Genomic DNA, 3,445 nt, shown 5'->3' with positions numbered 1-3,445 from the left:
GCGTCTGAGGGACGATCCGCCCGAACCAGGCCGCGGCCTCCGGGGGCAGTTGCGGGGCAGGGGAGAGGCCGGCGGTCAGGCCGGGCCGGTTCAGGTAGCCGCGGGCCAGGCCCGGGCCCGCGACGTAGAGCTCCCCGGCCACGCCCGGGGGAACCGGCCGCAGGTGGGCGTCCAGGACGTACGTCCGCAGGTCCGGGAGGGCCGTGCCGATGTGGCCGGCCGGGGTGCCGGACCGGTCGAGCGCCGCGTGCGTGACGTGCACGGTGGTCTCGGTGATGCCGTACATGTTGACCAGCCGCGGCGCGTCGTCCGGGTGCCGCTCGTACCAGCTCGCGAGCCGGCCGGGCTCCAGCGCCTCGCCGCCGAACACCACGGTGCGCAGGGCGAGTTCGAGCCCCGCCTCCTGGTCCGCCTGCATCAGCTGGTGGAACGCGGACGGCGTCTGGTTGAGCACCGTCACCCGCTCGCGGGCGAGGAGCTCCAGGAAGCGGCCGGGCGAGCGGCTGGTCTCGTGGTCCACGACCACCAGGCGGCCGCCGTACAGCAGTGCGCCCCAGAGCTCCCACACCGAGAAGTCGAAGGCGTAGGAGTGGAAGAGGGTCCAGACGTCGTCGGCGGAGAAGCCGAACAGCTCCTCGGTGGTGCCGAACAGGCGGACCACGTTCCGGTGCGGCACCACCACGCCCTTGGGGTTGCCGGTGGAGCCGGAGGTGTGGATGACGTAGGCCGCGTGTCCGGGGCCGACGGCGACCCCCGGGTCGGTGTCCGGCAGCCCGTCCAGGCCGGCGGCGTCCAGCAGCAGCCGCTCCACCTGCTCCGCCCCGGGCAGCGTGCCGGTCCGGCTCGTCGTCACGAGCAGCGCGGGCCGGGTGTCCCGGAGCAGGTAGGCGATCCGGGCCGCGGGGTACTGCGGGTCCACCGGCACGTACGCGGCGCCGGCCTTGAGCACCGCGAGCACCGCCACCACCAGCTCGGCCGAGCGCGGCAGGGCCAGCGCCACCAGCTGCTCCGGCCCCACCCCCCGGCCGGTCAGGGCGTGCGCGAGCCGGTTCGCCCGGACGTTCAACTCCCGGTAGGTCAGCGTGACGTCGCCGCTCACCACGGCGACCGCGGCCGGGTTCGCCCGGACCTGCCGCTCGAAGAGCGCGGTGATGCTGCTCTCCGGCTGCTCCCCGCCCTCGGGTGCGGCGACCGGGAGCAGCGCGCGCAGCTCGTCGGCGGACAGCACGTCCACCCGGCCGATCGGCCGGCCGGGGTCGGCGACGACGGCGCGGAGCAGCCGCAGCCACCGGTCGACGATCCCCGCCACGGTGGTCTCGTCGAACAGGTCGGTGCTGTACTCCACCAGGCCCGACAGCCCGTCCCCGTCGGGCCGTTCGCCGAGGATGACGGTCAGGTCGCACTTGGCCGTGCCGGTCGGGACGAGGTCGGTCGTCACCCGCAGCCGCGGCAGGTCGAAGGTGGCGAGCGGCGCGTTCTGCAGGGCGAGCATGGTCTGGAACAGCGGGTGGTGGGCCAGCGTCCGGGCCGGGTTCAGCGCCTCCACCAGGTGTTCGAACGGCACGTCCTGGTGCGCGTACGCGGCCAGCGCGTCGGCGCGCACCCGGCCGAGCAGCTCGGTGAACGACGGGTCGCCGGAGAGGTCGGTGCGCAGGACCAGGGTGTTGACGAAGAAGCCGACCAGCTCGTCCAGGGCCTCGTCGGTGCGGCCGGCGACCGGGGTGCCGATCGGCACGTCGGTGCCGGCGCCGAGCTTGCCCAGCAGGGCGGCCAGCGAGGCCTGGAGCACCATGAAGAGGCTGGCGCCGCCGTCGCGGGCGAGGGTGCGCAGGCCCTGGTGCAGCCGTCCGCCGGCGGCCGGCCAGGACCCCCGCACCGCAGGCCAGCAGGCCGCCGATGGCGAGCGTCCACTCCGGCACCGCGCCCAGGCGGTCCGCGACCGTGGTGCCGTCGCGCAGCGGGACGACGGCGGACAGCTCGGCGGCGGTCAGCTCCTCGGTGCGCTGCTGCACCGTGCCGTCGGGGGCGATCACGGCGCTGATGCCGCTGGTGGCGGCGATCAGCACGGCCCGGCCGTGCTCCACGGCGCGCAGCCGGGACATCGCGAGCTGCTGCTCGGGCTGGCCGGTCTTGGCGTAGGTGGCGTTGTTGGTCTGGACGACCAGCACCCGGGCGCCCCGGTCGACGGTGTCCCGGACGATCTCGTCGTAGGCGACCTCGAAGCAGATGACGTCGCCGATCCGGGCCGGGCCGAGCTGCATGACGCCGTTGTGGTCACCGGGGTAGAAGTCGCGGGCGACCCGCTGGAGCCGGGTGATCACCTGCATCAGCTGCGCGCGGAACGGCACGTACTCGCCGAACGGCACCGGGTGCTGCTTGGTGTACGAGGCGCCGGGGCCGGTCTTCGGGTCCCAGACGATGCCCTCGTTCTGCACGTGCTGCTCGTCCGGGCCGTCCACCAGGGTGCCGACCAGGGTGGGCACGCCGATCGCCTTCACCGCGTCGTCGATGCGCCGGAAGGCGAGCGGGTCGCTGAACGGGTCGAGGTCGGAGGAGTTCTCCGGCCAGATCACGATGTCCGGCTTCTCGGCCTTGCCGGCCTTGATGTCGGCCGCGAGCTTCTCGGTGGCGGTGGCGTGGTTGTTGAGGACCATCATCGGGCGGCCGAGGAAGTCCATCCCGGGGTTGGGCACGTTGCCCTGGATCACCGCGACCTTGACGGTGTCGGCCGCCGCGGTGGGCACCGGCACCAGGTAGCCGGCCAGCAGCGCGGCGACCGCGCCGAGCCCGGCCAGCGCGGCGGCCTTCGGCGCCCGGCCGGGGCCGCGCAGCCGCAGCGCCGCCCAGCCGAGCAGCGCGCCGGCCAGCGCGACCGCGAAGGTCACCAGCGGGGCGCCGCCGAGCGCGGCGAGCGGGGTGAACGGGGTGGCGGTGTTGGCGAAGGCGAGCCGTCCCCACGGGAAGCCGCCCAGCGGCAGCCGGTCGCGGGCCCACTCCTGGGTCACCCAGAGGCAGGCCGCCCAGACCGGCCACGCGGGCAGCCGGGAGGTCAGGGCGAGGCCCGCGCCGAGGACGGCCAGGAACAGCGCCTCGACGACCGAGAGCCCGACGGTCGCGTCCCAGCCGACCACCCGCAGCCAGCTCAGCAGCAGCAGGAAGAACGGCAGGCCGAAGGCGAAGCCGGTCCAGGCGGCCTGCCGGAGGGTGCGGCCCCGGGTGAGCAGCGAGAGCGCGGCGACGCCGGCCAGCGACAGCGGCCAGAGGTCGAACGGCGGGAAGGCGAGCGCGAGCAGCAGCCCGGAGAGCACGGCCAGCCCGGTGCGGGGCAGGCCGGCCCGGACCTTGGCGCGGGCCCGCGCCCCCCCCCCGCGCCCCGGCGCCGCGGCGGGGGGGGCGGGCGGCGGGCCGGACCGCGCCCGGGGGGCCGGCCGGGGCCCCCGCGCCC

General features: G+C 75.7%; 1 protein-coding gene and 1 pseudogene. Both read right to left on the bottom strand.

The window, feature by feature from the left end; translation table 11 throughout:
- Window positions 1–1,876, bottom strand: a 1,876-nt coding sequence (locus tag ABZ885_RS37830; RefSeq protein ID WP_360199222.1) for an amino acid adenylation domain-containing protein, incomplete at its 3' end; no start/stop codon positions are given.
- Window positions 1,851–3,445: pseudogene (lnt, locus tag ABZ885_RS37825) on the bottom strand (apolipoprotein N-acyltransferase); the annotation flags it as partial. The pseudogene lnt and the gene ABZ885_RS37830, both read right to left, overlap by 26 nt.

Origin of the sequence: Kitasatospora sp. NPDC047058, assembly GCF_040643935.1 — a bacterium.
Lineage (GTDB): Bacteria > Actinomycetota > Actinomycetes > Streptomycetales > Streptomycetaceae > Kitasatospora.
The sequence above is the reverse complement of the archived record's forward strand: the minus strand, read 5'-3'. Positions and strand labels throughout refer to the sequence as shown.